The following is a 22,654-nucleotide window of genomic DNA, read 5'->3' as shown; positions in this document are numbered from 1 at the left end:
GGTGCCAACGGGCGGGACGGAGTTCCGTTACCGATGGTTACTTGTGAGGGCCTCGGCGACGACATCGCCGATGACGATGACCGCGGGTGGCCGGACGTCCTGCGTCCTGACGGTCTCCGCGACCGTCGCGAGCGTCGCGTCCACCCGTCGCTGGGCGGCCGTGGTGCCCTCCTGCACCAGCGCGAGCGGGGTGTCCGGCGCCTTGCCGTGGGCGACGAGGGCCTCGGCGATGGCACCGATCTTGTCGACGCCCATGAGGATCACCAGCGTGCCGGTCAGCTTGGCGAGCGACTCCCAGTCGACGAGCGAACGGGGATCGTCCGGCGCGACATGGCCGCTGACCACCGTGAACTCGTGGGCCACACCGCGATGGGTGACCGGGATGCCGGCTGCGCCCGGAACGGAGATCGAACTGGAGATGCCCGGCACGACCGTGCAGGCGATACCGGCCTCGGCCAGGGCCTGCGCCTCCTCCATGCCGCGGCCGAAGACGAACGGGTCGCCCCCCTTGAGCCGCACGACCGACCTGCCCGCCTTGGCGTGCTCGACGAGGGCGTTGTTGATCGCCTCCTGCGCCATGAAACGCCCGTACGGGATCTTCGCGGCGTCGATCACCTCGACGTGCGGCGGGAGTTCGTCGAGCAGGTCGCGCGGGCCGAGACGGTCGGCGATGACGACGTCGGCCTCGGCGAGCAGCCGGCGGCCGCGCACGGTGATCAGGTCGGGATCGCCCGGGCCGCCGCCGACGAGGGCGACGAACGGCGTACGGTCACGACGGCGCGGTGCGGCGAGGGAACCGTCGCGCAGACCCTCGACGATGGCGTCCCGCACGGCGGCCGACCGGCGCGGGTCCCGGCCCGTGAGCACCGCGACCGTCACACCCTCGCTGCGTCCGGTGGCCGGTGTCCACGCCGTCGCCGCTTCGGCGTCGTCGGACCGCACGCACCAGGTCCTGGTCCTTTCCGCCTCGGCCGAGGCGGACTCGTTGGCGACGGGATCACTGGTGGCGACGAGCGCGTACCAGGCGTCGGCGATGTCCCCGTCCTGGTAGCGGCGGCGGGCCCAGGTGATCTCCCCCGCCTGCGCCATGGCCTCGACGGACGGGGTCGCGGACGGTGAGACCAGGGTGATGTCGGCACCGGCGGCGATGAGGGCCGGGAGACGGCGCTGGGCGACCTGGCCACCGCCGAGGACGACGACGCGCCGGCCCGCGAGGCGGAGTCCGACGGGGTAGGCGGGGTGCTCCTCGCGGGAGTCGGGCTGCGGGTGCGCGGGGCTCTTGGCTTGCTCGGCGGGCTCGGCCATGGCGGTGCGGCTCCTCGGTGCGGCGGGGCGGGGCCGCTGCGACGGTGAAGCGGCTGGTGGGGACGGGTGAGACGGTCCTGGCGAACACGATACGGGGTGGGGGGCGCGACAATGCGAGCGCCGGGAGGACGGCTCGCGCCCCGGGTGAGCACCATGCCGCTCCCGCACATCGCGGCGTCCGCGCACCGGTCGCCGTGCGGACGCGCGGCGCCCGGCGCACGGGCGCAACGCCGGCGCGGACGCGGAACGCCCGCGCACAGGTGCGGCATCGGCAGGGGCGCGCCACCCGTGACGGATGGCGCGCGCCCTGTCGCCGTGCTACTTCTCCGTGACGCCGGCCGAGTCGAACGTCGCCACCTCGTGCATCGCGCGGGCCGCGCTCTGGACGAGCGGGAGCGCGAGCAGTGCGCCCGTACCCTCGCCGAGGCGGAGGTCCAGGTCGACCAGCGGACGCAGGCCCAGCTTGTTCAGGGCGGCTACGTGGCCGGGCTCGGCGCTGCGGTGTCCGGCGATGCATGCCGCGAGGGCCTCGGGCGCCACCGCCCGGGCGACCAGCGCCGCGGCGCCCGCGGAGACGCCGTCCAGGACGACCGGCGTACGCAGCGACGCACCGCCCAGGATGAAGCCGACCAGGGCCGCGTGCTCCAGGCCGCCGACCGCCGCGAGGACGCCGACGGGATCGGCCACGTCCGGCTGGTGGAGTTCCAGCGCACGGCGGACGACATCCACCTTCCGGGCGTGCATCTCGTCGTTGATGCCGGTGCCGCGCCCGGTGACCTCCGCCGGGTCCACCCCGGTGTAGACGGAGATCAGCGCGGCCGACGCCGTCGTGTTGGCGATGCCCATCTCACCGGTGAGCAGCGCCTTGTTGCCCGCGGAGACCAGGTCGCGGGCGGTCTCGATGCCCACTTCGATCGCGGCGAGGACCTCCTCGCGGCCGAGTGCGGGTCCGGTCGTGAAGTCGGCCGTTCCGGGGCGCACCTTCCGCGGCAGCAGCCCGGGGGTGGCCGGGAGGTCGGAGGCGACACCGACGTCGATGACGCAGACCTCCGCACCGACCTGGTTGGCGAAGGCGTTGCAGACCGCTCCCCCACCGAGGAAGTTCGCGACCATCTGTCCGGTCACTTCCTGAGGCCAGGCAGTGACTCCCTGGGCGTGCACACCGTGGTCGCCGGCGAAGATCGCGACGGCCGCGGGCTCCGGGATCGGGGGCGGGCACATCCGGGACAGCCCGGCCAGCTGCGCGGAGATGATCTCGAGCATGCCGAGAGCGCCCGCGGGCTTGGTCATCCGCTTCTGCCGCTCCCACGCCTCGCCGAGCGCCTTGGCGTCCAGCGGGCGGATGTTGGAAACGGTCTCCTGGAGCAGGTCGTGGGGTTCCTCGCCGGGCAGGGCGCGGCGGCCGTACGTCTCCTCGTGGACGACCCAGGACAGCGGCCGGCGCTTGGACCAGCCCGCCTGCATCAGTTCGGGCTCCTCGGGGAACTCGTCGACGTAGCCCACGCAGAGGTAGGCCACGACCTCCAGGTGCTCGGGCAGGCCGAGCGCGCGGACCATCTCGCGCTCGTCGAAGAAGCTGACCCAGCCGACGCCGAGTCCCTCGGCGCGGGCGGCGAGCCAGAGGTTCTCGACGGCCAGGGCGGAGGAGTACGGAGCCATCTGCGGCTGGGTGTGCCGGCCGAGGGTGTGACGGCCGCCGCGTGTCGGGTCGGCGGTGACGACGATGTTGACGGGTGTGTCGAGGATGGCCTCGATCTTCAGTTCCTTGAACTGCTTGGCCCGGCCCTTGGGCAGCGACTTGGCGTACGCCTCGCGCTGGCGCTGGGCGAGTTCGTGCATCGAGCGCCGGGTCTCGGCGGAACGGATGACGACGAAGTCCCAGGGCTGGGAGTGGCCCACGGAGGGCGCGGTGTGCGCGGCCTCGAGGACCCGGAGCAGGACGTCGTGCGGGACGGGATCGCTGCGGAAGCCGTTGCGGATGTCCCGGCGCTCGCGCATCACGCGGAGTACGGCTTCGCGTTCGGCGTCGGCGTATCCGGGCGCCGCCGCGCCCTGGATCTCCTCGGCCTCCGCCTCGACGTCCTCACCGGCACCCCGCACCCCGTCGGCGACGGGCTGTGTCCCGGGCTCCCGGCCCGGCTCGGGCTCGGCGGGCGACTCGGGCCCGACCTCCGCCCGCGTCTCGGCCGGCGACTCGGCTTCGGGGGCGGTTTCCCCCGCCAGGGCCGGTACTGACCCGGCGGCCGCGCTCCCGGCGTCCTCCGGCACTCCGGGCCGTTCGGCGTCCGCGGCGGTCTCGGCCCCGGGCGTCCGCTCGGCGGCGGGCACGGGCCCGACTCCCCCGGGCTCGCCCGTGGAGCGGCCCTCGGGAGCCGGTACGGGGGTCCCGGCCGGCTGCGTGGCGTCGAGGACCTCGGCGCTCCGCCCGGTCCGCGCCGCCCGGTCGGCCGCGGCGGTCTCGTCCTCGTCCTCCCCCTCGCGGGGCGCGGGCACGACGGCGACGGACTCCGGCTCCGGAGCCGCACCGGTACCGGCTGCGGCGACGTGTTCCGGAGCAGCGACCGGCTCCGCCGCGCCGGCCCCGGGCGCCGGTACGGACCCGGACGCGGCGACGGGCTGGGGCGCCTCCACCGACTCGGGCTCCGGCTCGGAGACCACGACGGCCTCGGGGGGAGTCGTGGCGGAGTCGGCGGCGGGCGAGGGGGGCTCGGGGGAAGGCACGGGTACCTCGGCGCCCCGCTGCCCCTCCTCGGCCGGCACGATCACGGCCACCGGCGAGGTCGCGGGTCGGGGACCCGTCGGCAGGGAACCCTCCACCGCCGGGAACTGCCCGGTGGCCATGGACTCCGGTGCCACCTCGGCGGGCACTCCCGCCGGATACGGCTCGGGCGCCGCCGGTTCGGCGGCGGAGGTGGGCACGGCCCGCGGGGGGACCGTTTCGGCGGAGACCGGGGCGACCGCCTCGGATGCGGTCTCCGCGGGGACGGTCACGGCGGCCCCGGGCTGCGCATGCCGGGCGGCCCAAGGGGACGCGCCCTGCGGAGGGATCACGCCCAGCTGCGGACCGGGCAGCAGGTCCGCCTCGTCACGCGGCACGTCAAGGTACTCCGGTCCGCCGGCCGGCGGACCCGCGACGGGTGCCGTCACGGCTCCCTGCTGGGAGGATGCGCCGCCGGCGCGATGGGCGGCGGGGCCGCGGTCGGCGAGTGAGCGGACCACACCGCTGTTCGCCTCGGGGACCGGCGGGCCCATGTGGAGGGGGCGGCGGGCCTGGGGCGGCGTCTGCGCGGACGCGGCGGGCGGCGGCATCCGCACACCGCCGAGATCGAGGGATCCGGAGTCCCGGCCGCCGGCCTCGTGGGCCCCGGCCTCGTGCAAAGGCTGCTCCGCCGCGGTCTGCGGGTCCTGGGCGGGCTGACCGTGCGGAACGGCCTGACCGTGCACGGACTGCCGGTCGTGGGCCGCCGGCTGCGCCGGAGCGGGCGGCTGCTCCTGGACGGCGGGCTGTCCGTGGACGGTGGCGGCCCCGGCGGTCACAACCTGCCCGGCCACCGGCTGCTCGGCCGTCACCGGCCCGGCAGCGGCCTGTGCGCCGGCGGCCTGCTGCGGCACGCCCTGAGCGGGGGTGGTCTGCTGCTCGGCCGTTCGGAGCCGCTGTTCGTGAACCGTGTACTGCTGCTCCTGCGCCGTGTGCGCGTGCGTCTGCTCGGGCACGGCGGCCGTCCCGGCCCCGGCGTACCCCGGCGCGGCCTGCGCGCCGGGAACCTGCGGATGCAGGGCCGCCACGGTGTCCTGGGCGACCGGTACCGGCTGGACGTGGCCCGTGCCGTGAGCCGCCGCCGGGGCCGGCTCGGGCGCCGTGGGCGGGGCCGCGGCCGGGTCGCTCCACGCTCCCTGCGCACCCGGCATCAGGAGCAGGTCGTCGTCCTCGGTGACGGCTTCTGGGGCACCGCCGGAGTGGTCGAGGTAGGTGTACGCGCCGGGAGCGGGGACGCCCGGCTGCTCCACCATGCCTGCGTTCTCCGGCAGTCCCTGGCCCGGGACCTGGCCGGTGTCAGTCATGCGTACCCCTCGCCCATCGGTTGTGCTCCTTCAGACCTTCGCCCGGGACGCCCGATCGCGGCACACACCCGTGCCCGTCACTACAAGAACGAGCGTGTGCCCCACGCGGCACGAAAGCCCGCGGACACAAGCATTGTCGTGGGCGTTCGCGTCCGCGGCAGCAGGATCGGCCACGGTTCGGTGTGGACTGCGCCACGTTGCGCGTCCCCCGGTCGCGCCGTACCACAACCGGGGCCAAAATCGTCCCCTTTTCCGGATATTGGCGAGCGAATCGACCAACGACCGGCTGCGGTACAACGATCGGCCAGCCTACCGCGCCACGGTTCCGCGCCCGGTCCAGGGGCGGCCGGGGGACGGCGGCCGAGCGGTCAGGAAACGTGATCCCCACGCCGGCCGGCGAGCAGGAAGACGACCGACCGCTCGCGTTCCGACCAGTCGCCGGTATCGAGCTCGACGGACTGGAGGAGGGCGCACTCGACGTCGTAGCCGCCCTCCGTGAGCGCCGCGCCGATCGCCTCGGCCTCGTCCCGGGTGGAGGCGTGGGTGACGATGCGCTCGGGCCTGCGGTCGGCACAGGCGGTGACGACGGGGACGCCGCCCCCGCCGATCCGTACGACGTCCGGTTCGGGGAGCCGTTCCAGGACGTGCGGCGCCCGGCCGCGGACGGTCTGCAGGAGGACGCCGTGGCGGCGGGCGGCGGCGTCGGCCCGGATGCAGGCGGCGGGGTCGTCGTCGACGGCGATCACCGCGGCACCGAAGCGGGCCGCGTCGGCGGCCAGCTCCCCGCTGCCGCAGCCGATGTCCCACACGAGGTCGCCCAGGCGCGGTCCGAGCCGGGCGAGTTGGGCGGCGCGAAGCTGCAGCGACTCGCTCTCGGCGGCCGGCCGGCTCTCGCCGCCCGGCAGGGCCCAGCCGCGTACCTGCGCGGAATGGCCGGGCTCCCCACCGGCGACCCAGCCGGCACCGCCCTGGGCGCCGGCGGCGCCGCCGATGACGATGACCACGTTGGGGTCGCGCCAGCTGTGGTCGGCGACCTTGTCGGAGGTCAGCACGGTGACCTGCTCGCGCTCGGTGCCGAGCTCCTCGCAGATCACGAAGGTGCGGTGGACGCCGTCGAGGAGCAGTGCGAGTTCGGCGGGTCCGGCGCCCGGTGAGGTGAGGACGGCCACCTTGGGACGGGCCCGGCAGACGTTGACCGCGCGCCGCAGCGTGCGGCTGTGGGCGACGACGATCCGGGCGTCGTCCCAGGGCATCCCCGCCCGGGCGAAGGCGGCGGCGACGGAGGAGACGGCGGGGACGACCTCCACCTCGAGGCCGTGCTGCGGCGCGCGCAGGGTGCGTACGACGCCGAAGAAGCCCGGGTCGCCGTCGGCGAGGACGACGGGGCTGCCGCGGTGCCCCGCGATCCTGCGGGCGGCGAGGTCGACGCTGCCGAGGCGGACGCGTTCGGCGCCCGGCGGTACCTCGGGAAGCGCCAGGTGGTGGGCGGCCCCGGCGACGAGCGTGGCCGCGGACAGGGCGGACCTGGCGGCCGCGGTCAGCGGCGAGCCGTCCCAGCCGATCACCGTGACCCGGTCGGCCATGGTCGTCTTTCTCCTGGTGTCGTCGCAGGTGAGGACCGTACCCACGGGGTGTGGGGCAGGCAGGGCCGAGGTTACCCGGTGTCGGTGACGGGCGGGGGTGCGGGCCGCTCCGGTGCGGGGTCCGCCGGTTCCTCCGGACCCGTACGGCCGGGCCCGCGTCCGGAAGGGACGACTCGGGCGCGCCCCCCGGTGCGTCCACCGGAGAGAGCGTCCACCCGCCGCCCGGCTCGTCCACCCGGAGACCGTCCACCCGCCTCCCCGTGCGTCCGGGCGGTCGACGGGACCCTTCGCCCTGGACGGCGCGCCGGCCCGGTCCGTACGCCCCATTCCCGGGGCCCGGTCCGCGGTCCCGCCGCCGCCGGCGGCCGGTCAGTTCCAGTCGGTGTAGGCGCCGAATCCGCCCGCCTCGGCCATCTGGTCGGCGACCCCTTCCAGGTCCTCGGGGAGCAGGCTCCAGACGATGAAATCGGTGCGCAGATCCGCCCAGCCCCCGCCCTCGGTGCGGGTGCGGGCTATGCAGGCGCCCCGCAGGACGCCTTCGCTGATGCAGCCGATCTTCTGGGCGACCTGCTGGGAGGCGGTGTTGTCGGCGGCGGTACGCAGTTCGAGGCGCTCGAAGCGCTGGTCGCGGAAGAGCCACTGGGCGGTGGCGAGGGCCGCCTCGGAGGCGTAGCCCTCGCCGCGGGCCCAGGGGGCGATGATGTACGACATCTCGCTGGCACGCACCCGCCAGTCGGTCCTGCTCAGCTGGATCACCCCCACCAGGCGCTGGGTGAGGAACTCGGTGACGGCGAGGTCTATGCCCCGGCCCGCGGCGCGTTCCTTGGGGGCGCGGTCGGTGATCCAGCCGTGGGCCGCGGCCTCGGTGTAGGGCTGGGGCACGGCGGTCCAGGCGGCGACTTGTTCGTCGTTCATCATCTCGGCGAGAGCGGGGGCGTCGGCGGGTTCGAGCGCGCGCAGAACCAACCTCTCCGTGCTGATGGAGATGTCCGGGAAGGTGGTAGTCATGCGCAGCTCCATGCCGAAGACCGTCGTAAGGGCCGTAAAGGCACAGCATGCAGCATCGGGGCGGCGATGTGCATGGCCGGGTTCGGAACGGCCCACGATACGCCGCGGGCCCCGCGCACCGCGGTGGTGCGCGGGGCCCGCGTTCATCGGGACGTCCTCAAGGGCCGTACGAACGGCGTCACTTGGCGGGGGCGCCGAACGCCGGGACGACCGAGCCGGTGTAGGTGTCCTCGATGTACTTCTTCACCTCGGGGGAGTTGAGGAGCTTCGCGAGCTTCGCGACGCGCGGGTCCTTCTCGTTGCCCTTCTTGACGGCGAGGAAGTTGGCGTAGGGGTTGCCCTCCGCCTTCTCCAGGACGAGCGCGTCCTCGGAGGGCTTGAGGTCGGCCTCGATGGCGTAGTTGCCGTTGATGACGGCGGCGTCGACGTCGTTCAGGGCGCGGGGCACGGTGGCGGCCTCCAGTTCCTTGAACTCCAGGCCCTTCCTGTCGGTGATGTCGGACAGCTTGGCGCTGGTGCCGACACCCGGCTTGAGGGTGATGAGGCCGTGCTCGGCGAGGAGCCGGAGCGCGCGGCCCTCGTTGGTCGTGTCGTTGGGGACGGCGACGGTCTGCCCGGGCGCGATGTCCTCGACCGACCGGAACTTCTTCGAGTACAGGCCGAGCGGCTCGAGGTGGACGTCGACCACCGGGACGACGGTGGTGTCGTTCTTCTCGTTGAAGTCGTCCAGGTACGGCTTGTGCTGGAAGTAGTTGGCGTCGACCTGGCCGGACTGGGTGGCGGTGTTCGGCAGGACGTAGTCCGTGAACTCCCTGACCTCCAGCTCGAGTCCGGCCTTGTCGGCGAGGTTCTTCTCGACGAAGTTCAGGATGTCGGCGTGCGGGGTCGGGGAGGCCGCGACGACGAGGGGCTCGGACTCCGCGGCCTTGTCGCCGGTCACGGCCGGGTCGGAGGCGGTGCCGCAGGCCGTGAGGCCGAGCGCGAGCGCGGCGGTGGCGGCGACGGCGAGCCTGGTGTTCTGTCGGTGGTTGCGCACGAAGAGTGCCTCTTTCTGGTGTTGCGGTGATGGCGCCCGGACAAGGAGTGCGGGCTCTCTGGAGGTGCCGGGGCGAAGCGCCGGCACCGGGTGGTGCGGGGTGGTGGTCAGGCGGCGCGACCGCGGCGGGCCAGCAGCCGGACGATCCCGTCGCCGATCAGCTGTACGGCCGTGACGATCGCGATCAGGACGACGACCGTGACGAGCATGAACTCGGTCTCGAACCGCTGGAAGCCGTAGGTGACGGCCTTGGAGCCGAGGCCCTCTCCGCCGACCGCGCCGGCCATGGCCGAGTAGCCGACGAGCACGATCACGGTGGTGGTGACGGCGGCCACGATCGAGGGAAGGGCCTGCGGGAGCAGCACCTTGCGGATGATCGTCGGGACGGATCCGCCCATGGACTGGACGGCTTCGACCAGTCCGTGGTCGACCTCGCGGATCGCCGTCTCGACGAGTCGCGCGAAGAACGGGACGGCGCCCACGGCCAGCGGCACGATCATGGCGGTCGGGCCGATGAAGGTGCCGACCACGGCCGTGGTGAAGGGGATCAGCGCGATCAGCAGGATGATGAACGGCAGCGAGCGGCCGATGTTCACGACGACGCCGACGGCCTTGTTCACCGGGGTGTTCTGGAGCAGTCCGCCCTTGTCGGTGAGGACGAGGAGGACACCGAGCGGCAGCCCGCCGATCGCGGTGACCAGAGTGGACCACAGGACCATGTAGAGGGTGTCCAGGGTGCCCTGGGTGAGCAGGGGCTGCATCTCCGACCACGTCACTTGACGGCCTCCTTCACCAGTGCGGCGCCCCGGGCCCCGGTGCTCTGCGCCGGTACCGCGGGCGGCGCGTCCTCGTCGACGACGTCGACCTGCAGGCCCTGCTCGCGCAGGAAGCCGACGGGTACGACGTTGTCCTCGTAGCGGCCGGGCAGCTCGATGCGCATCCGGCCGATCTGCTTGCCTCCGACGGTGTCCATCGCGGCGCCGAGGATCGATATGTCGATGTTGTAGGTGCGGGACAGCTGGGACACCACCGGCTGGGTGGCGGCGTCGCCGTGGAAGGTGACGTCCACGACGGTGCGGTCCGGGCCCGAGGCGTCCCCGGTGACGGGGAACAGCTCGTGGGCGAGCTCGGAGCCCGGCGTGGCGAGCAGTTCGCCGACCGTGCCGGACTCGACGATCCGACCCTGCTCCATCAGGGCGGCGGAGTCGCAGACGGTCTTGACGACGTCCATCTCGTGCGTGATGAGGAGCACGGTCAGCCCGAGCTGCCGGTTGAGGTCGCGCAGCAGTTGGAGGACGCCCCGGGTGGTCTCGGGGTCGAGGGCGCTGGTGGCCTCGTCGGAGAGCAGCACCTTGGGGTTGCCGGCGAGGGCACGGGCGATGCCGACGCGCTGCTTCTGGCCGCCGGAGAGCTGTCCTGGATAGGCCCGGGCCTCGTCTGCGAGGCCGACGAGATCGAGGAGTTCGAGGGCGCGGCGCGTACGTTCGGCTCCGGAGACGCCGAGGATCTCCAGCGGCAGTTCGACGTTGTCCCGCACGGTGCGCGAGGACAGCAGGTTGAAGTGCTGGAAGACCATGCCGATGCGGCTGCGCGCCCGCCGGAGTTCCCTTCCGGCGCGGTTGCCGCGTCCGGCCAGGGCGGTCAGATCGGCGCCGTCGACGAGGACGCTGCCGGAGGTGGGGCGTTCCAGCAGGTTCACGCAGCGGATGAGGGAGGACTTCCCGGCTCCGCTGCGGCCGACGACGCCGAACACCTCGCCCTCGCGGACGTGCAGGTCGACTCCGTCGAGAGCGGTGATGTCGCGGCCTCGCGACTGATAGACCTTGGTGAGGCCCGTAGTGGTGATCACAGGGTTTCCGTCACTGTCGAGTGCACGGCGCGGGGTTCCCTCGCCGGGCACGGGGCATGTCGTCTTGGGGACAGTCGGCGCAGCACGGACGGCCGGTTCGGCAGCGTGTGCGCGGGCAGGCTCGGTCCGTCGCCGTCACGGCGGACACGGCATGGCTGTCGGGGTCTCGCTTCGGGGCGCGAGGCTCAGGCAGGGGCCCTCAGAAGGCGCACATTCGACACATACAACGAGCACCGGGCGTCGTGATCGCCTCGGTCGCAAGGGTGCGGCTGCTCGTCGTGGTCATGCGGCCAGTAAAACAGACCGCCCCGGGAGCGGATCACGGCCGTCCGAATAGCGGAACGCGGGAGTCCGGAATCCGGACGCAAGGCGATGGCGGCGATCTCCACCCCCATGGGCCGTGACCTGCGCGGACACGGCCGGGCGGCCGGGGACGACGGTGCCGGAGGCCGGCTCGGGGGCGGCCCCGGTTGTGGTCGGGGCCACGGTCGTCACCCCGGCGGCGAAGCCCACGCCCACCTCGGGCACCGGTCCCGCCGGGGCCGCGCGCATGGGGTCTTTTGGCCCGTAATACGCTCTCACCCATGCTCGTCGCCCTGACCGTCGCGGTGTCCGTGGCCGCTCTCGCCCTCGCCGCCTGGTGCGGTTTCGCCGCATTCCGGGACCAGCCCACCAAGGACTGGCACTTCATCGGCATGGCCGTGGTCACGCTGCTGGCGCTGGTCCAGCTGGTGATCGGGGTGGTGCAGCTGGCGAGGGGGGAGAAGGCCGAGGAGGGCGCGACGATCTTCATCGCCTATCTGATCGGGGCGTTCGCCGCGGTTCCCGCCGCCGGGTTCCTGTCACTGGCCGAGCGGACCCGCTGGGGTTCGGCGACGGTCGCGGCCGGGGCGGTCGTGCTCGCGGTGCTGGAGGTCCGGCTCCATGACATCTGGGGAGGCTGAGGTGGCCGGCGAGACGGGGACGACCGGGAGCACCGCCGAGGGCGGCGTCCGGGAGGCGTCGGCGACGAGGCTGGTCAAGGGCCCCGGACTGCTGCTGGTGTGGCTGTACGGGGTGATGTCGGTGGGCGCCGTGTCGCGCTCGGTCTACGAGATCGCCACCGCGTACGAACGCGCCCCGCTCGCGTACTCGCTCTCCGCGATCGCCGCGGTGGTGTACGCCTTCATCACGTACACCCTGTTCCGCGGCGGCGAGCGGGCCCGCAGGGCGGCACTGGTGTGCTGCGCCGCGGAGCTGGTGGGCGTGCTGACCGTGGGCACGTGGACGCTGGTGGATCCGTCCGCCTTCCCGGACACCACGGTCTGGTCCGACTACGGCATCGGGTACCTGTTCATTCCGGTGCTGCTGCCCGTCACCGGAATGCTCTGGCTGCGCGGGGCCCGGCGCTGAACCCTGCCCCGCGGCCACATGCCGGACGGGCCGCCTCGAAGGACCGGCCCCTCGCCCGCGAACCGGGGGCCTCCCTCCGGACCGGCCCCCGGCGGACCGCGCGGGGACTACGCGCTGGTGACGAACGTCCCCGCGGTCCGGGCCGGGGGCACCGCGGCCGTCGCGTCCTTCTCCATCGTGAGGAGCGTCAGCTTCGGGGTCAGCACCCGGGTGGACACGGTCGCGTAGCCGTGGCTGCGGTACAGGCGCAGGTTCCGCTCGCTGCGGTGGCCGGTGAGGAGCTGGAAGCGGCGGGCCGCGGGCTCACCCGCGAAGTGCGCCTCGATGGCGTCGAGCAGCCGGCCGCCGAGTCCGTGGCGCTGCATCCGGGGGTGGACGATGAGCTTGCCGATCGTGGCGGTGCCCTCGCCGTCGATCTCGCCGCGTACGGACGCGATCACCTCGTCACCGAGGCGGGCCACCAGGGCGTGGCCGCGGTCGAGCTCGGCGCGCAGTTCGCCGAGGGTCTGGGTGAGCGGTTCCAGGCGGTAGTCGCCGTAGAGCTCGGCCTCGCTCTGGTAGCACAGGTACTGCAGCTTGAGGATCTGTTCGGCGTCCTCTGCCGTTGCCGCTGAGATGGTCACGCTCATGCCCATGTGCGCATGCCTCCCGCTCACCTGCCGCCCGGTTGTCTACCGCTCCATTCCCCGGAGTTCAGGAGCCGCAACCTCTGTCGCGAGCATTCTGCGCAAACATCCCAGGCAGCGGGAACGCATCGGCCCCAGACTTCCTTGTGAGATTCCCAACTCTCCTGCGATTTCGCGGTACGTGGGGTCCTCCGGCGCCAGCATCGCAGTCAGCAGCCGACGGCAGTGACCCGGTGCCCGGGCGACGGCGGCCCTCAGGGCGCGGCGCCGTTCCGCGACGAGCGCGGCCCGTTCGGGGCAGGCGGCGGGTCCCGTGGCGGGCTCGTCCGGGTAGGGGGCTTCCCGCAGGGCGTGGTGCCGGGCCCGGCTCGCCTCCTCCCGTACGGCCCCCGCGACCCAGCCGGCCGCGTCGGGCGGTGGGCCTTCGGCGTCGAGCCGTTCCAGCAGCCGCACCCAGACGGACTGTTCCAGGTCCCCGGAGTCCAGGGCCTCGCCGTGCGCCTCGGCGCTCGCCTCCGCCGCGACGAGCGGCCGCAGATCGCGCACGAGCGCTCCGGCGGCCCCCGACCGCACGGCGCCGGGGGCCGTGCGGGCCCCGGCGGCGCCACGGCCGGCCCCCGGCCCCTGCGCGGGACCGGTCCGGACGACGGTCGCGGGCCTGGTCGCCATCGCGCCCCGCGCGGTGACGGCGGGTGGGGCGGCGTCCTCTTCACACGGTGTCATGCCTTGCGGGACGCCCCGCCACGATCTGTGGTTTCCACCGCGGCACGGTCTCACCCGACCGCATGACGGCCGTACGGCGGCTGACGGGGGCCGGCCGGGCGACGGTGGCCCGTCACCCGGCCGGTGCGCGGTTCGACGAACCGTCAGCCGCCGACGAAGTCGGCGTGGGCCAGCAGGCCCGTGTCCGGGCTGTCGGTGAAGATCCCGTCGATGCCCTGCTCGAAGTACACCCGGTACGCGCCGAACACGTCCCCGTACGCGTTCGGGTCCGTGCCGCGCCGGAAGTCGGCGGGCAGGAAGGAGTTCTCGTTCCGCATCGTGTACGGGTGCAGGATCAGGCCCCGGGCGTGGGCGTCGCGGACGAGCGTGGTGGGCGTGCCCAGCCTGCCGCTCGCGTCCCTCGGCACGATGAGGTCGAGGGTGGGTCCGATGCCCTGTGCGTACGAGGAGATCCACTTCAGGCCCTGGGGGGTGATCAGGTCCGCGACCGTGCGCGGGTCACCGGCCTGGACGAAGTCCCAGGGGCGGGTGTTCGCGCCGGAGAGCAGGACGACGCGCGGCGAGTCCACCAGCTTCGCGAGCCGCTGGATGCTGCTCGGCTCGAACGACTGGAGGAAGACGGGCGAGTGCGCGCGGTGCCGGCCGTAACGGCGCAGCAGCTTCGCCAGGCGCTCCTCCAGGCCGAGGCCGATACCGCGGAAGTAGGTGGGGTGCTTGGTCTCGGCGTGCAGCCAGACCGGCCGGCCCCGGCGGCGACCCTCCGCGTCGGCCCAGCGCAGTACCTCCTCGAAGGTGGGGATCGTCCACCGCCCGTCGTAGAGGGTGTTCTCCTGGCGGCTCGCCGGTATCCGCTCCTTGGCGCGCAGCGTCTTCAGCTCGGCGAGCGTGAAGTCCTCGGTGAACCAGCCCGTGATACCGGCGCCGTCCACCGACTTGGTCGTCCTGCGCGAGGCGAACTCGGGACGGGCGGCGACGTCGGTGGTGCCGGTGATGTCGTTCTCGTGGCGGCAGACCAGGTGCCCGTCCTTCGTGGGCACGAGGTCCTGCTCGATGACGTGCGCCCCCATGTCCAGGGCCAGCTGGTACGCGCCGATGGTGTGCTCGGGCCGGTAGCCGCTCGCCCCGCGGTGGGCGATGACGGTGGGCACCGGCAGCGAGCGGTGGCCGGAGCCGCCGCCGTGCCGCTCGCCCGGGGTCCGGCCGTCCCCGGCGGCGCGTTCCGCGGCGTGCGCGCCCGGCGCGGCGGCCGTCCCCAGAGCCGCCGACCCGAGCACCGCCGCCCCCAGGAGGGTCCGCCGCCCGGGGGTACTTTCCGCACCGTGTGTCATAAACGCTCCTCCGTCTGATGGTGTCGTCCCGCGCCCGATCGGCGCGGCCGCGCGGCGGACAGGCTAGGCCCGGGGGCGTTACCTGCGGGAGACCCGGGGCAAACGCGGACCAAACTCAGGTCAACACTGTGTATCTGCTCGGTGAACCCAATGTGCGGTCGGGCGGCACCCGCGAGTATCGTCCTCACCTGCAGAGACTTCGCCGGCCGTACCGCCGTCCCGCTCCTGACACCGGAGGACCCGTTGTCCCGCTTGTCACTCATCAAGGCAGTGCTCGGACCGATCCTGCGCCTGATGTTCCGCCCGCGTGTGGAAGGCGCGGAGAACATCCCCGGGGACGGCCCCGTCATCCTCGCCGGCAACCACCTCACCTTCATCGACTCGATGGTGCTCCCGATCGTGTGCGACCGGCCGGTCTACTTCATCGGCAAGGACGAGTACGTCACCGGCAAGGGGCTCAAGGGCCGGCTGATGGCCTGGTTCTTCACCGGCGTCGGCATGATCCCGGTGGACCGGGACGGCGCGAACGGTGGTGTGGCGGCACTGATGACGGGCCGGCGGGTGCTGGAGGAGGGCAAGGTCTTCGGCATCTACCCCGAGGGCACCCGCTCCCCCGACGGCCGTCTGTACCGCGGCCGTACGGGCATCGCGCGGCTCACCCTGATGACGGGTGCCCCCGTCGTCCCGTTCGCCATGATCGGCACGGACAAGCTCCAGCCGGGCGGCGCCGGCCTGCCGCGTCCGGGCCGGGTGACGGTCCGCTTCGGCAAGCCGATGGAGTTCTCCCGCTACGAGGGGATGGACCGCGACCGCTATGTGCTGCGGGCGGTGACCGACTCGGTGATGACCGAGGTGATGCGGCTGTCCGGCCAGGAGTACGTGGACATGTACGCCACCAAGGCGAAGGCCGCCTGAGCCTTCTCCGGACGGTCGGCTTCGTCCGGCCGCCCCTCGGGGCCGGGGGCCGCGGCCCCCGGCCGGAACCTCGCACGGAGCAGCGCGCGGGTCGACGGTGCCGGGCCGCGTGACGCCGGCCGGCCATCGGCCCGGCCCCGCTCCCGTGCGCGGGACCGTGGCCCCGGAGCACCGGAGGAGCCGCCGCACCCGGGCGTCAGTGCTCGATGCCGTCCGCCAGCTTCTGGCCGCGCATGAGGAACCAGGCGGCCACCGCGGTGGCCAGCAGCACCGCGGCGCCCGCGCCCGACGCGAGCCGCAGCCCCTCGACGAACGCCTCCTGCGCCGCGCCGACCAGCTCGGCCTGCTGGTGGGCCGGCAGCACGGCCGCCGCCTCCACCGCCCCGCCCAGCGATTCATGGGCGGCGGACGCCACGTCCGCCGGCACCCCGGCCGGTGTCGCGAAGTCCCGGTACACACCGGTCACGATCGAGCCGAGCAGCGCGATACCGAGTGCGGCACCGAGTTCGTACGCCGTCTCGGACACGGCCGAGGCAGAGCCGGCCTGCTCCTTCGGCACGCTGGAGAGGATGACGTCGGCCGTGACGGTGAACGAGAAACCGGCACCGACTCCGACGACGAGCAGGGCCGCGCCGAGCAGCGGATAGCCCGTGGAGCTGCCGATGACGGTCAGCACGGCGAGCGCGACGCCCACGGCGGCGAGCCCCCCGGCCACGACGGACCGGACGGAGAACCGCCGGGCGAAGCGACCGGCGACGAGTCCGGTCGCCACCGCGCCGATCGCGGCGGGCAGTTCCGCCAGCCCGGCCTCCAACGGAGGCCTCTCCTGGACGAGTTGGAGGAACTGGGAGAGGAAGAAGACCAGCCCCGACAGGCCCAGGATGGTCAGCAGGTCGGCGAGCACCGCACCGGAGAAGCCGCGGTGGCGGAACAGTCGCATGTCGAGCAGCGGCGACGGCAGGGTGAACTGCCTGCGGACGAATCCGTACAGCGCGGCGGCGCCGATGAGCGCGGCGGCGCCGGACTCCCAGCCCACTCCATGGCTCGCGGCCTCCTTGATCGCGTAGACGACGCCGACCATGCCGATCAGCGACAGGGCGACGCTGACCAGGTCCCAGGGGCCGGCGACGGGGTTCTTCGACTCGGGCAGCAGTCTGACACCGACGAGGACGAGGACGGCCATCACGGGCAGGTTGATGAGGAAGACGGAGCCCCACCAGAAGTGCTCCAGCAGGAAGCCACCGACGACCGGTCCGACGGCGGCACCGGCCGAGGCCATGGCGCCCCAGATCCCGATGGCGATGCTGCGTTCGCGCGGGTCGTGGAAGATGTTGCGGATCAGCGCCAGTGTGGAGGGCATGAGCGTGGCCCCTGCGACGCCCAGCAGGGCCCGGGCGAGGATCATCGTCTCGGGCGTGGTGGCGTAGGCGTTGAGCACGGACACGGCGCCGAAGGCGACGGCACCGGTCAGCAGCAGCTTCTTGCGGCCGATCCGGTCGCCGAGGCTGCCCATGGAGACGAGCAGGCCCGCGATGACGAACGAGTAGACGTCGCCGATCCACAGCAGCTGGGTGCCGGTGGGCTTGAGGTCCTCGCTGAGGAAGGGCGTCGCGAGGCCGAGCACGGTGGCGTCCACGGCCACCAGCAGGACGGCCAGGACCAGCACCGCCAGGGCCAGCCAGCGCCCGGGGCGGTACACGGTCTCGTCCGCCCCGCTCACGCGCCGGACGGTACTGCTGGTCATTTCTCCACACTCCGTCGTGCTCCGCCGAGCAGCAGCTCGGCGATCATGTACTGGAAGTCGTTCTTGGCGACCCGGCCGTCCATGACGGCCCAGGCGCAGGTGCTGATGAGGCCGTAGAGGGCCTCGGTGAGCCAGATGGGCGGGAGGTCGATCCGGAACTCGCCCTGTTCCTGGCCCCGTCGGAACAGGGCGCCGACCCGGGCGTCGAGCCGGGCCCAGCCCTCGTCGACCTGGTCGCCCTCGAACAGCTGGTTCTCGGTGACCAGGAACGCGAGGAGCTCCGCCGCCGACTCCATCTCGGCGATCAGCCGGCGCAGCGCGTCGCCGGCGGGACCGTCCTCGAGCGCCGCACGGTCGACGGCCGCCTCGAACTCCTCGATGCCGAAGGCTTCGAGCGCCTTCACCAGCGCGTCCCGCCCGGCGAAGTGCCGGTGCAGGGTGGCGCGACCGATGCCCGCCGCACGGGCGACCTCGTCCATCGTCGCGGTCGACTTGCGGGCGAGGAGGGCGGCGGCGGCGCGCAGCACCTGTTCACGATCCATGGCCATGAGACAACCATACACCGATTGAGACGTAAATGTCTCAAACGAATATTCAATGCCTCATCGAAGGATGGGACGGGAAGCTGAGCGCATGAAGCCACTGCTGTTGATCGACATAGACTTTACCGACCGCGGGTAGTGCCGCCCGTGATGTCCGTCTGGGCTTGTGACCAGGACGTCATGGGCTCGTTTACCGACCGGGGCCGAGATGTCTGTCATGTTCCGGAGTCGGTACGGAGGACAAGTGGTACGGCACGTCGTGATCGGAGACCTGAGGGTCCAGCGGATCGAGCGGAAGGACGGGCGGAGATCATGGACGATCGTCTGGCCTGAGGGCACGCTCCACACGGAGGCGGATCGGTTCCTGCGGGAGCATGAAGGCTCGGGCACACAGAAGACCTACGCGTACTACCTGGTGGACCATCTGCGCTGGCTGGAGCGCGAGTGCCTGGCCTTCGACGCGGTCCAACTGCGCGACCTGGAACGGTACATGGGGATCGTCGGCGCCGAGGTCCGCATGCCTCTCGGAGAACCATGGCGGGTCGGCAAGCGCCCCTACAGCCCCTCCGCGCTGTCGACTGCGGCGGCCTGTCTGAAGGGCTTCTACCTGCACCAAGCCTCCCTCGGCATCAACGGCGAGCTCGGTGGGAAGCTCGACAGGTCCCGGCTGCCGTCGCGGGTGGACCGCCGCCGCTCGTTCCTCGGCCACGCGAAGTCGCCATTGCCCACGAACCCGCTGGCACCGAAGGGGCCGCACCGCCGGCACCCGAAGATGTTGCCCGACGGGGCGAGGGAGAAGCTGCTGGAGGCGGTGAACGCCGCGCGGGACCGGCTGGTGGTCGACTGGCTCGCCGACGGGGGTCTGAGGATCGGCGAACTGTGCGGGTTGCACCTGGTCGACCTGCACCTACGGGAGAACGCGGCCTGCGGCGAGTGCCGCACCCCGCACCTGCACGTCTGCCACCGACCCGGCAACCCGAACCAGGCCGAGGCCAAGACCAAGCACCCGTGGCAGGTCACGCGGGGGACGGTCACCGGCGGGCTGATCAAGCGAGTCAGCCCGGCGATGGTGCACTCCTACTTCGAGTACATGACGACCGAGTTCCCGCGCGGCGCCCGGCACGGCATGCTCCTGGTCCAGCTGCACGGCGCTGATGCGGGTCAGCCGTGGGCCCCGGTCGGCGCCCGCCGGATGCTCGGCCGGGCAGGGAAACGCGCTGGTCTGGGGCTGGTGAAGCCTCATGCCTTCCGGCACACGTTTACCTCGGCTGTTCTCGACGCTGCGAAGGGCAACACCCTGATCGCCCGGGACGCGGGCGGCTGGGCCTCGGCCGCGATGGTCGACGAGGTCTACGGCCACGTCGACATCCACGATCCGGTCTTCGACGCTGCTCTGCGTACCGTCTGGGGTGAGAACCGATGAAGCGCCGGGACGCCTTCCTGCTGCCCTTGCTGACCACGCACCGGAGCGACACGCGGATCGGCAGAGATCGTTTGGAGATCCTCACCGCGCTGATGAACGCGCCCTCCTTCGATCCCCTGTTTCACGACGACATCATCCAAATCCCACAGGGACACCAGACCTATCGATGGTTCTGCCGGGTCGGTGGTTGCGAGCGCGCTACCGGCCTCGGCGACTTCTGCCACAGCCATCGAGAAGAGTGGCTGACCGTCGCGAAGCAAGGAGTCAGCCGGTCTGCTTTTCTCAGCACTGCTGAACCTTTGGGTCAATCAACCGATCATTACGGCAATATGTCGTGCCTGATCTGTCCCGAGCGCCCCGCGCGACCGGGTGAGTACCGTCTCTGCGAATTGCACTTCAAGAAGTGGAGTCGGGCGCGAGCTGGAAAAGAAGCCGTACTCGACTTGGATGAGTGGGTCGCCGAGCAAAGCCCTTCTCCGGGGTTTGGGGCTTGCGCGGTGCTGGTCTGTCCTCTGTTGGCAGAGTCGCCGATTGGACTATGCCGTCGGCACGGTAACGCCTACCGGAGGGCGGGTGCTCCCGGCGGCGCATCGATTTCGCAGAGATGGTGGCGTGACGACGAAGCTGCAGTCAGTTACACGGACCGCAACCAGTTCCAGACATGGTGCAATGCGGAGGCCGCAGTTGCCTTGCCCGCCCAGTTGAACCTGCGTGGCCTGCGTCCCCTGACACAGAAGGAGATCCAGTGGGGACTGTTCACTCACACCCAACGGTCGCGTCCTGCCCGTTGGGATGTCATCGCACTCCGCATGGTAGTGAATGCCTGTCGCGAAACAGACGCGAGCTCGATCATCGATCTGGACGTCTCCTCCTTGACTAAGACCGCCACGGGGATCACGAAAGAGATCCTCCATGAGTTGCGTCTAATCTATTTCACGCGCGAGGAGACCAAGGCGGCTGGATTTATCGAAACCAGGCACTTCGGCGTCAGCCTCGATCAGCGACTCGGGCATATCAGCCTCACCGAGATCTCCCAACAATGGCTACAGGGAATCGCGTGGGACTACTTTGCCGAGATCCTGAGTTCACCCCGATGCCCCAGCGCTCACAAACTCGACCAAATTCGCCGCGCGATGACCGAATTAAGCGCTTTCCTTGAAGTCGATGCCCCTGGCGGGGGCCACGACCCCGCAGTCTTGGCGAAGGAGCACGCCGATCGCTTCGTGGCAGATCAGAGACATCGCGAACGCCATGGACTCCCCTCTTTGGCCATGGTCCGGTCCGATGCGTCGTCGCGCTGCCGAACGCCGGCGCCACGGCCTATCCGAAGCGTCGGCGCCCCTTCGCCGACGAGGTGGCACGCGCACTGGCAGACGAGCGCAATCTCGCCGAGCTCACACGTGTCCACGATCCGGATGACGAGGGAGCTCGAGACATCTGGGAGATCGTCGTGGTGACCGGACGACGGTTGGGCGAGGTGATCGAGCTCCGCTGGAACTGTATTGGCCGGCTCAACGGGCTCGCGATGCTCTGGCACGACCAGACCAAGGTGGGCAATTACGACGCGGCCATCCGCATCCCCGAGTCGCTCTTCGGCCTCATCGCCGACCGGCAACGCAAGACCCTCGGCCGATTCGCCGACGAACACGGCTACACCCCAACGGGCAAGGAACGCGACGGCCTCGCGCTGTTCCCCACCAACTACCGCAGCACCGACGGAACAATCGCACTGAGCAGACCCTGGTTCTACAGCCGTTTCCGCCCCTGGGTCGACTCCATGGACATCGGTCATTGCGTCCCCCACCAGGCCCGCCACACCCTGGCCACCAGCCTCCTCCGCCAAGGCGCCACCCTCACCCACATCCGTCGCTATCTCGGGCACGTCTCGGACAGGATGGCCGAGCACTACGTCCATCTCTCCAACACTGACCTGGAGAACGTGCTCCAGCACGTGTGGGTCGCCGGCCCCGGTACCGCCACGCCGGGGGAGCTTCTCGCGGGGGACTCGTCCGAGGCACTCACCAAGGAGCAGGCACTGGCCATCGCCGTCGACTTGGCCCGCCGCAGCACCCCAGCTGAGGGTGGGTTCTGCACCTTCCAGCCGGTCGTCGATGGCGGCGCCTGTCCCTGGAACCTCGACTGCCACAACTGCGACAAGTTCGTCCTCTCCGGCGCGGACCTCCTCTACTGGCAGCGCAAGCGCGAGCAGTGGCGGCTGCTGGCCGAGGGCGCCCCGGACGACGCCACCGCCGACTACCTCCACCGCTACTTCGAGCCCACCGCCCGCGCCATCGACGGCCTGGAGAAGGCCCTGGCGGGGCTCGGGCTCCTCGACGACGCGCTCGCCCTGGATCTGCGCAAACCGCAGGACTACTTCCACCGCGTGTGGTCCACCGCCTTCCGCGCCGCGGACCTCGCCGCCGCAGGCGGCGAAGGCGACCAGAGCGAGTACAGCGATACGCGCACAACCGACAACGACCCCGATCAGGACATCGTATGAAGACCGCTGCCGTCCCAGAACCCCGCACGGCCGCCGCCCTGGAGGCCCGCCGCCACAGGACGGAGACCGCGCTCCAGCGGGTCCGCGAAGCCATCACCCGGCTTCGGCGCGAGAAAGCCCAGGTCAGCGTCGCCGCTGTCGCCCGTCGCGCAGACGTCTCGCGCACCTTCCTCTACGACAACGCCGAGGCCCGAGCCACGGTCGCCAGCGCGATGGCCGAGTCCGGAGACCGCCGGACCCAGTTGCTTGCCGACCAGCACGACGAACGCGAGGCGACCTGGCGCGAACGTGCCCTGAACGCCGAGGACGCTCTCAAGGCCGCCCAGGCCGAGATCCTCACCCAGCGCACCCGCATCGGCGAACTCCTCGGCCAGATCAGGGACTTGGAAGCCGAGTGGACCGAAGAGGCCATCCAGCGGATCACCACCGAGAACACCACCCTCAAACAACGCGTCCGCCAGCTCACGACCGACAACCGCACCCTCGACGAGCGACTCAAGGCCGCCCGCTCCAACCTCCGCTTCCAGGACCGGCGCCTCGCCGACCTCGAAGCCCAGATCGTCGACAGCTGAGAACTCAAGTAGTGCCGCTCGGTCCGGTGACCACGGGAAACCCGTG

19 protein-coding genes are annotated in these 22,654 nt (G+C 71.9%); 7 read left to right on the top strand and 12 right to left on the bottom strand.

The genetic code is table 11. The annotated features are described in order from the left end of the window. Positions 1 to 27: 27 nt before the first annotated feature. The 7 genes from cobA to O7595_RS28080 form a co-directional block, all read right to left on the bottom strand. Entirely contained in the window at positions 28 to 1,305 is a 1,278-nt protein-coding gene (gene cobA, locus O7595_RS28110; RefSeq protein ID WP_269731386.1) for a uroporphyrinogen-III C-methyltransferase, read from the bottom strand. Between the two features lie 318 nt (positions 1,306 to 1,623). Continuing rightward, positions 1,624 to 5,367: a nicotinate-nucleotide--dimethylbenzimidazole phosphoribosyltransferase gene (gene cobT / locus O7595_RS28105; protein ID WP_269731385.1), complete on the bottom strand. Its 3,744-nt coding sequence runs from the start codon at positions 5,365 to 5,367 to the stop codon at positions 1,624 to 1,626. Positions 5,368 to 5,735: 368 nt separating this feature from the next. Then, positions 5,736 to 6,950: a precorrin-6y C5,15-methyltransferase (decarboxylating) subunit CbiE gene (gene cbiE, locus O7595_RS28100; RefSeq protein ID WP_269731384.1), complete on the bottom strand. Its 1,215-nt coding sequence runs from the start codon at positions 6,948 to 6,950 to the stop codon at positions 5,736 to 5,738. 369 nt (positions 6,951 to 7,319) lie between these two features. Then, complete coding sequence (locus O7595_RS28095) at positions 7,320 to 7,958, bottom strand: GNAT family N-acetyltransferase (RefSeq protein WP_269731383.1); 639 nt, start codon at positions 7,956 to 7,958, stop codon at positions 7,320 to 7,322. A gap of 178 nt (positions 7,959 to 8,136) precedes the next feature. Continuing rightward, positions 8,137 to 8,994, bottom strand: a complete 858-nt coding sequence (locus O7595_RS28090; RefSeq protein WP_269731382.1) for a MetQ/NlpA family ABC transporter substrate-binding protein — start codon at positions 8,992 to 8,994, stop codon at positions 8,137 to 8,139. 107 nt (positions 8,995 to 9,101) lie between these two features. Beyond that, positions 9,102 to 9,770: a methionine ABC transporter permease gene (locus tag O7595_RS28085; protein WP_269731381.1), complete on the bottom strand. Its 669-nt coding sequence runs from the start codon at positions 9,768 to 9,770 to the stop codon at positions 9,102 to 9,104. Then, positions 9,767 to 10,843, bottom strand: coding sequence for a methionine ABC transporter ATP-binding protein (locus O7595_RS28080; RefSeq protein WP_269731380.1), 1,077 nt, complete (start codon positions 10,841 to 10,843; stop codon positions 9,767 to 9,769). The genes O7595_RS28085 and O7595_RS28080 overlap by 4 nt, the downstream gene beginning before the upstream one ends. A 584-nt stretch (positions 10,844 to 11,427) precedes the next feature. Between O7595_RS28080 and O7595_RS28075 the strand changes: the two genes are divergently transcribed. Next, on the top strand, positions 11,428 to 11,787 hold the full coding sequence (locus O7595_RS28075) for a hypothetical protein (protein ID WP_269731379.1): 360 nt from the start codon (positions 11,428 to 11,430) through the stop codon (positions 11,785 to 11,787). After that, positions 11,768 to 12,235, top strand: a complete 468-nt coding sequence (locus O7595_RS28070; protein ID WP_443071747.1) for a hypothetical protein — start codon at positions 11,768 to 11,770, stop codon at positions 12,233 to 12,235. Before O7595_RS28075 ends, O7595_RS28070 begins: the two co-directional genes overlap by 20 nt. A gap of 107 nt (positions 12,236 to 12,342) precedes the next feature. On the opposite strand, the gene O7595_RS28065 is transcribed toward O7595_RS28070, so the two are convergent. The 3 genes from O7595_RS28065 to O7595_RS28055 all read right to left on the bottom strand — a co-directional run bounded on the left by O7595_RS28065 (position 12,343) and on the right by O7595_RS28055 (position 14,912). Beyond that, on the bottom strand, positions 12,343 to 12,870 hold the full coding sequence (locus O7595_RS28065; RefSeq protein ID WP_269731378.1) for a GNAT family N-acetyltransferase: 528 nt from the start codon (positions 12,868 to 12,870) through the stop codon (positions 12,343 to 12,345). A 36-nt stretch (positions 12,871 to 12,906) separates the two neighbouring features. Next, the gene (locus O7595_RS28060) at positions 12,907 to 13,584 is read right to left on the bottom strand and encodes a sigma-70 family RNA polymerase sigma factor (protein ID WP_332328328.1); all 678 of its coding nucleotides are present in this window, start codon (positions 13,582 to 13,584) and stop codon (positions 12,907 to 12,909) included. Between the two features lie 143 nt (positions 13,585 to 13,727). Further along, the gene (locus O7595_RS28055) at positions 13,728 to 14,912 is read right to left on the bottom strand and encodes a glycerophosphodiester phosphodiesterase (RefSeq protein ID WP_269731377.1); all 1,185 of its coding nucleotides are present in this window, start codon (positions 14,910 to 14,912) and stop codon (positions 13,728 to 13,730) included. A 252-nt stretch (positions 14,913 to 15,164) separates the two neighbouring features. Here O7595_RS28055 and O7595_RS28050 point away from each other — a divergent pair, with 252 nt between their 5' ends. Beyond that, positions 15,165 to 15,827 carry a lysophospholipid acyltransferase family protein gene (locus O7595_RS28050; protein WP_269731376.1) on the top strand — a complete coding sequence of 221 codons (663 nt, stop codon included), beginning with the start codon at positions 15,165 to 15,167 and terminating at the stop codon, positions 15,825 to 15,827. 196 nt (positions 15,828 to 16,023) lie between these two features. Here O7595_RS28050 and O7595_RS28045 read toward each other — a convergent pair whose 3' ends face one another. Continuing rightward, positions 16,024 to 17,571, bottom strand: a complete 1,548-nt coding sequence (locus tag O7595_RS28045) for an MFS transporter (protein ID WP_269731375.1) — start codon at positions 17,569 to 17,571, stop codon at positions 16,024 to 16,026. Further along, positions 17,568 to 18,119, bottom strand: a complete 552-nt coding sequence (locus O7595_RS28040; RefSeq protein ID WP_269731374.1) for a TetR/AcrR family transcriptional regulator — start codon at positions 18,117 to 18,119, stop codon at positions 17,568 to 17,570. The genes O7595_RS28045 and O7595_RS28040 overlap by 4 nt, the downstream gene beginning before the upstream one ends. Before the next feature lie 238 nt (positions 18,120 to 18,357). Here O7595_RS28040 and O7595_RS28035 point away from each other — a divergent pair, with 238 nt between their 5' ends. Genes O7595_RS28035 through O7595_RS28020 form a run of 4 tightly spaced genes read left to right on the top strand, consistent with a single transcriptional unit; the run spans position 18,358 to position 22,608 of the window. After that, entirely contained in the window at positions 18,358 to 19,536 is a 1,179-nt protein-coding gene (locus O7595_RS28035) for a tyrosine-type recombinase/integrase (RefSeq protein ID WP_269731373.1), read from the top strand. Continuing rightward, positions 19,533 to 20,993, top strand: a complete 1,461-nt coding sequence (locus tag O7595_RS28030) for a hypothetical protein (RefSeq protein WP_269731372.1) — start codon at positions 19,533 to 19,535, stop codon at positions 20,991 to 20,993. Before O7595_RS28035 ends, O7595_RS28030 begins: the two co-directional genes overlap by 4 nt. After that, positions 20,987 to 22,036 carry a tyrosine-type recombinase/integrase gene (locus O7595_RS28025; RefSeq protein WP_269731371.1) on the top strand — a complete coding sequence of 350 codons (1,050 nt, stop codon included), beginning with the start codon at positions 20,987 to 20,989 and terminating at the stop codon, positions 22,034 to 22,036. Before O7595_RS28030 ends, O7595_RS28025 begins: the two co-directional genes overlap by 7 nt. Continuing rightward, complete coding sequence (locus tag O7595_RS28020) at positions 22,033 to 22,608, top strand: DUF6262 family protein (protein WP_269731370.1); 576 nt, start codon at positions 22,033 to 22,035, stop codon at positions 22,606 to 22,608. Before O7595_RS28025 ends, O7595_RS28020 begins: the two co-directional genes overlap by 4 nt. Positions 22,609 to 22,654 lie beyond the last annotated feature (46 nt).

It is taken from the genome of Streptomyces sp. WMMC940, assembly GCF_027460265.1.
Classification (GTDB): Bacteria; Actinomycetota; Actinomycetes; order Streptomycetales; family Streptomycetaceae; genus Streptomyces.
Note: the sequence above shows the minus strand (reverse complement) of the source record. Positions and strands in the feature narration are given on the sequence as shown.